Genomic DNA, 5,908 nt, shown 5'->3' with positions numbered 1-5,908 from the left:
TTCGTTGGCCAGCTTAACTGCTGACGCTCTAAATTCGGCTGTATAAGTTTTGGTTTTTTCTCGCTTCATATTAGGATCACACTCTTTTCAGATTATTTTAAATTGTGTGTCCGGTTTAGTGTAGCCACATCACAGCCAGCCGGTCACACTTTTCTTTTCATATCTGAGATAGTTCCAAAGCTTTTCTTGCATCAGGTAACTCCGAATATATGAGATTTCGAGAATAGATGGATAGGTAAGCCTAACCAGAATTAGACCTCCAAAATGGCGCAATATAGTACATCAGAAATGGCATCTAATACGACAAGCTGCGTGCTATTTCCTAAGAAACTGTCTCGTCAAACGATTTCTATTAGAAGCAAGGATTTTGATAATAAGCTAAGAGGGCTATCCAAAAAGGATATAAATGATGAGGAATGGAGCTTGATCAAGAAGAGTTTGATTCTGTCAGCAATACCACAGGGTCAGACTTTATATTTGATATTCCCGCTTTCTTTTTTCCGCCTGCTTCACAGCCCGACTGACGGTAGCATAACTCATGCCAAAATACTCACCTACTTGAGCAAGCGTATAGTGTCCGCTTAAATACGCCTGAACCATGCCTTCATCACGGCTCTTATAGCGATCAACAAAATAGTTCAATGGTTTAATCGGGGCTTGTGTTTGCTTTCTGGAGATATCTTTGAGTGATTGTTCAGGGTTGAGTTTACATTGCATATCATTGACAAAGTCATCATTACCTAAATAAATCTGATTTTTCAACCATTGCCAGGGGGGTGTTCTTTACCGGCTTTAACAAAAGCTCGATAGTGTTGCTGCGCGACACGCTTTGTGTTGTCAAATCGAGCGAGGATCCACCCGGTCGTTAAACAGGCATCCTTTTTCTCATATCCAGCCGTTGCACGATAACTGCTCCAGCGCCACGCTTTGGCACTTCGCACCATCTGTGCCCGCACCGGGTTCAAGGCAATATAACGCGCCAATTCCAGCAGATAGACATCTTTCTGTACAGGATGGCTTTGAAACAACCTTGAAACACGTGGCCAACACGCTGATGCTGCCGATTGAAATATTGCGTGTAAGTACCGTTGAGGTACTTCATTCCCTTGGACAGGGTGGGAGAATTGGTTTCAATCAATAAATGGTAGATTGTCCATGAGACAATAAGCATGGCAATACCAGTCATAACGATTGGGCATGTTCTGTTGCAATAGTAAAAACTGTTGACGATCAATCTCATCATGATAGATGTCTTCCCGTGCGTTGCCGCGTGCTGCTACATGATACAGCTCCCCGGCAAATTGAAGGTTAAAATATTAGGGGGTGATGTCAAATGTAAGCCCTGACCCCAATGGTACTGCCGCGGCTTGAAAGTGCTTGATTGAGCCTAATATTGGGCTTCCCGGAAAATTCAGAAAAAATTGCTAGAAGCAAAGAATCCAGTAAAAATCTGTCAATCAGTGCATAGTGCAACCAACCTATTTAGGCGATAATGCTTTTATTGGTGCGGGATAAAACCATATTGGTTTGCAACAAAGTAATAGCATTCATATTCCCAAGCGATTGAAGAAATCGCCCAAGAACCCAATGGACAAAATTGTTGCCGGCATTACTGATAGAAGAGAAGCAAGGAATGCGATATACAAAATGGGATATTACACAATGTTTGAAATTGCAACGTATTTTTATGTTCATTACCGTACTGTTAGTTGAGCAATTCGTTCATTTTGCAAGATACAATGACTGACACTTTTTCACACATTCGTGACCAACCGGTCCTGCAGGGACTGTTGCGATGGCAGGGAGGCTGGGTGGCGGCTGGCAATCAGCTGTTTACGATCGACGTCCATAAGAAAAGCGCCGCACCCCTTGATCACTCCGGCTTGGACGCCGTCCTAGACGTGGCAGAGGCCTCAGCAACGGCTCTCGTTTTCGGAACGAAGGGCCAGCAGGCCAAGCTTGTTGTGGCCAATAGCAGCGTACCCGAAGTCGAGATCCCTTTACCCGTGGAGGTTCTCTCGGATCCTTCCCGCTGGCGGCTGGCGGCCGCCGGCGAGAAGGTTGTATTGATCAGCAACAATCTTGCCTTCTCCTGTAAGGTGCCAGACTACAAGTGGTCACCGGTAAGGATGAGTCAAAAGCTTATGAGCCAAGAGCTTTGGCGAGCTAAAGATAGAGCAAATCTTCTGAAATCGATTCTGATCTGCGACGCGCAAGTTTTCGTTGCGGTTGATCAAGGTGAGTGGGGCGGCGGGCTCTGGTCGGTTGAACTCACGACTGGAACGGTCTCGCTCGTCGAAAAGGATTCGAATCCCGCGACTGGATTGGCTTTGGATGACAAGGGCCGTGTCTGGGCGACTTGGGGACTGGCTCATAAGATGATCCGGCAAGGGACACTCCGTGTGTTGGAGGGCAATAACTGGCGGCTTGTCTCCCAAACGGACAATCTCGACAAAACACGCCAGAAGAACTGGTCGCTGCCGTCGACGTCATTCAATTCTGTGACAGTCGAGCAAGGACGAATCTTTGTGCTGACCGGCACTCTTGGCGTCGTTGAGTTGGTTAATGGATCCTGGCAGCAGCGCGCGATTGGATGGTCCGACCATCAGTACGTCACGGCACTCGCCATGCAAGATGATATGGCTCTTATCGCGACGTACAACGCCGGCGTCGTCGTCTGGAATCTGTGCTCCGGTGAGACGGGGGTACTAAGACTGAGGCCAGCCTGATCACCGTGAGCGACCGCCCAACCCGCCGTTGCAGACGGACGAGTGCATCCAGAAGAAAGCAAGAAAGTACAATACCACAGGGTCAGACCTTACATTTAACATTCCCGCTTTCTCTTCTCCGCCTGCTTCACAGCCGACTCACGGTAGCATAACTCACGCCAAAATACTCACCCACTTGAGCGAGCGTATAGTGTTCGCTTAAATACGCCTGAGCCATGCCTTCATCACGGTTTTTATAGCGATCAGCAAAATAGCTCAATGGTTTAATGGGGGCTTGTTTTTGCTTTCTGGGGATATCTTTGAGTGACTGTTCAGGGTTGAGTTTACGCCGCATATCATTGACAAAGTCATCATCACCCAAATAAATATGATTTTTCAACCATTGCCAAGGGGAGGGTTGTTCTTTGCCGGCTTTAACAAAATCTTGATAGCGTTGCTGCTCGACGCTCTTTGTTTTGTCAAATCCAGCGAGGATCCACTCAGTCGTTAAACAGGCATCATTTTTCTCATATCCAGCCGTTGCACGATAACTGCTCCAGCGCTACGCTCTGGCACTTCGCACCATCTGTGCCCGCACCGGATTCAACGCAATGTAACGCGCCAATTCGAGCAGATAGGCATCTTTCTGCACCAGGATGGCTTTGAAACGGCCTTGAAACGGCCTTGAAACACGTGGCCAACACGCTGATGCTGCCGATTGAAATATTGCGTATACGTACCGTTGAGATACTTTATTCCTTTGGACAAGGTTGGAGAATTGGTTTCAATTAATAAATGGTAGTGATTGTCCATGAGACAAAGGCATGACAATACCAGTCATAGCGATTGACCGTGTTCTGTAGCAACAGCAAAAACTGTTGATGATCAATCTCATCATGATAGATATCTTCCCGTGCGTTGCCGCGTTCTGTTACATGATACAGCGCTCCAGCAAATTCAATGCGTAAAGGTCTTGCCATCTGTGCATGTTATATGAATTTAAACTTGTTGAAGGTTAAAATATTAGGGTAGTGATGTCAATTGTAAGGCCTGACCCTAAGAGTTGTTCTCTGATCAGCCTGATTTTACAAATTGAATATTTAGAGGTGCTCCTTATATATTTTAATTATCTTTAACTGGTTAAGCTATGCATGATGCTTTCATGTCGGATTCTCCTCATTTCTGAATAGGATTAGTGTGGTACTTACAATACTCTATGCTTCTTGGTACCCCAAAATATACAATACGAGTTTAGGCTTCGTCATTAACTCTTATTTGACATTAAAGTTAACATGGAATTATACTTGCACTCCTTCTGCCAAGAAGCATCAACACCTTTAACATTCTAAATCAATGTGTTGGAATTACTTTTTAGTATGATAAAAGGTGATTTTAAAGAGAAACACAGATTCACCTTGTCCAAAACATAATACGTTATGACAGGGGTATTAGTAGTGATGTATTACAAATATGCGAAAAAAATTATTCATAAATTCTGTCATCCTGATATTTTTCGTGAGCATGCTCACGAATACATTTGGGTGGTCTTTTAATGATAAGGTTTTTGCTCATGAATTAGATCATCACTACCGTGCTGCTTTGTTTTCCGCTGACCCACAAAAGCATATCGATTTGCATGTTGCTCTGGGCGACGACGGTGGGGTGCTGGATGCGGCAACTCATTTATGTCTTCATGCAGCTGGGCAATTCATTCCCTTATTCTTTAATGCACCCTTAATTATACCTACTTACGCCACTAAAGAAGCTTTAGTTTCATTTATTTCCGTTATCGCTCCAGAATTTATTCTGGATTCCTTATTCCGCCCCCCGAAAAACTTCGCAAGCTAGACTTAGACTTCAAGCCAAGCTAATGTAGTCCTTAATGTTGCTATAGCGAACCATAATCGCGCAAAGTAACGCGAGCATTAAATTACGCTGACTTGTTATATTTCTGCTGCATCAGAACCGGCTCATCATCTTGCCGGTTACGCGGTTGATCAATAATATGCGATAAGGAATTACCATGTATATGTTACTCGCTGTGTCACCATACTTAGTGGCTGCTAGAACGCTGATTTTTGCCTTGGTCTGCACATCTGCGGCTATAGCCAAAAAGGTTATTAACGGCAGCAAATCTTACGGTCGCACAGCTTTTTCTACTCCCTCTCTAATCGAGAGAAATAATGATCTTAACTTACTCGATGCTGCGTGTCCTGCATTGCAGCACAACCCAGAGCTAGCTACTTTTGTTAAGTACAAGCACGCGCTAAAGATAGCAATACTTCAGGCTGGTTTGTTGCCTATTCCTGACATATTCCCGAACGTTAAAAAGATCGGAAATATTTGCCACTTCATGATGTTATACAACAAATAACAATCATTTGCATGAAATCAGTTAATTGAGATTGACAGTACACGTGCGGCAAGATTAGCGCAGCGTTACTAAGCGAAGAAATTGCCAGCAAAGATTATAAGGCGAGATGGGTACAACTTAATTCTCAGGTAGCAAACGCCTCTAACGATGTGCTAGCGGACAGAAGTAATTACACCTTGCCGAAGACAATCAGCGGTTGGCACAGTTAGTAGTTAATACGATAGCAAGCGTGTTCATGCTGGCAATGTGCCTCCTATTGAAGAAACTATAGTGTGCATGCTCGGCTACGCAGATTACCTTGCTCAAGTACAGCACGATCTGTCAGTAACGTGCAAAACGCTTGCTCAGCTATGGAGTAATTCTTCCCTGTACAAAAAATAGCGGCACATATATTGCTTGCAATAGAAGATCATAAAAATATATAAATGCTAATCATTATGATTTGTCTTTTTGTTTATTTAATCTTGCTTATCAGTGCCCACAGCAGTCAATCAATAATTTCTTTAGTGAATTCCGATATTTATTGAAGATTTCGCTTAATTAACCCTTTGTAGGGCTTATTTTAAACCTTAGATTTCAAGTATGAAGCCTCAATAAAACCGTGAGCATCTGATTCCTCAAGCTTTTCCACGTGTGGTGTTGTGATGTTTATGTCAGTCGAGCTCATGTCAGAAATCATAATTAAAGAAAGATGTTTGTAATGAAAAATAAAATAATTTTCATCGTATTAGCTGGCTTACTTGCCTCTAGTATCATTAAATCCGCATTTGGAACAAATGTGTCGATAGTTGGCCGAATTCAAACCGAATATAGCGGTATCAATATT

Annotated in this window: 8 protein-coding genes; 3 read left to right on the top strand and 5 right to left on the bottom strand. The window is 43.7% G+C overall.

What is annotated here, in order from left to right; all coding sequences use genetic code 11:
• Positions 1-471 precede the first annotated feature (471 nt).
• Positions 472-762: a hypothetical protein gene (locus BM283_RS19710; protein ID WP_217646587.1), complete on the bottom strand. Its 291-nt coding sequence runs from the start codon at positions 760-762 to the stop codon at positions 472-474.
• Positions 759-1,028, bottom strand: coding sequence for a hypothetical protein (locus tag BM283_RS19705; RefSeq protein ID WP_217646586.1), 270 nt, complete (start codon positions 1,026-1,028; stop codon positions 759-761). Before BM283_RS19705 ends, BM283_RS19710 begins: the two co-directional genes overlap by 4 nt.
• 711 nt (positions 1,029-1,739) lie before the next feature.
• On the opposite strand from BM283_RS19705, the gene BM283_RS16985 reads away from it, so the two are divergent.
• Entirely contained in the window at positions 1,740-2,729 is a 990-nt protein-coding gene (locus BM283_RS16985; RefSeq protein ID WP_090695248.1) for an SMP-30/gluconolactonase/LRE family protein, read from the top strand.
• Positions 2,730-2,856: 127 nt separating this feature from the next.
• On the opposite strand, the gene BM283_RS19700 is transcribed toward BM283_RS16985, so the two are convergent.
• From BM283_RS19700 to BM283_RS19690, 3 genes are all read right to left on the bottom strand, one after another.
• Positions 2,857-3,108, bottom strand: a complete 252-nt coding sequence (locus tag BM283_RS19700) for a hypothetical protein (RefSeq protein WP_217646585.1) — start codon at positions 3,106-3,108, stop codon at positions 2,857-2,859.
• A 203-nt stretch (positions 3,109-3,311) separates the two neighbouring features.
• Complete coding sequence (locus BM283_RS20735) at positions 3,312-3,521, bottom strand: transposase (protein ID WP_217646584.1); 210 nt, start codon at positions 3,519-3,521, stop codon at positions 3,312-3,314.
• Positions 3,497-3,688 (bottom strand): hypothetical protein, encoded by a 192-nt coding sequence (locus BM283_RS19690; RefSeq protein WP_217646583.1) that lies wholly within the window; start codon positions 3,686-3,688, stop codon positions 3,497-3,499. The genes BM283_RS20735 and BM283_RS19690 overlap by 25 nt, the downstream gene beginning before the upstream one ends.
• 541 nt (positions 3,689-4,229) lie before the next feature.
• On the opposite strand from BM283_RS19690, the gene BM283_RS16975 reads away from it, so the two are divergent.
• Positions 4,230-4,556 (top strand): hypothetical protein, encoded by a 327-nt coding sequence (locus BM283_RS16975; RefSeq protein ID WP_254776425.1) that lies wholly within the window; start codon positions 4,230-4,232, stop codon positions 4,554-4,556.
• Between the two features lie 175 nt (positions 4,557-4,731).
• Positions 4,732-5,082 (top strand): hypothetical protein, encoded by a 351-nt coding sequence (locus tag BM283_RS16970; protein ID WP_090695244.1) that lies wholly within the window; start codon positions 4,732-4,734, stop codon positions 5,080-5,082.
• Positions 5,083-5,908: the final 826 nt, after the last annotated feature.

Source organism: Nitrosomonas sp. Nm34 (assembly GCF_900113925.1).
GTDB lineage: Bacteria > Pseudomonadota > Gammaproteobacteria > Burkholderiales > Nitrosomonadaceae > Nitrosomonas.
This window is presented reverse-complemented; position numbering and strand designations above follow the sequence as displayed.

Excerpts from the sequence above, each read along its gene's own strand:
- BM283_RS16985 (WP_090695248.1), top strand. The coding sequence starts at position 1,740 with ATGACTGACACTTTTTCACACATTCGTGACCAACCGGTCCTGCAGGGA.
- BM283_RS20735 (WP_217646584.1), bottom strand. The coding sequence starts at position 3,521 with ATGGACAATCACTACCATTTATTAATTGAAACCAATTCTCCAACCTTG.
- BM283_RS19690 (WP_217646583.1), bottom strand. The coding sequence starts at position 3,688 with ATGGCAAGACCTTTACGCATTGAATTTGCTGGAGCGCTGTATCATGTA.
- BM283_RS16975 (WP_254776425.1), top strand. The coding sequence starts at position 4,230 with ATGCTCACGAATACATTTGGGTGGTCTTTTAATGATAAGGTTTTTGCT.
- BM283_RS16970 (WP_090695244.1), top strand. The coding sequence starts at position 4,732 with ATGTATATGTTACTCGCTGTGTCACCATACTTAGTGGCTGCTAGAACG.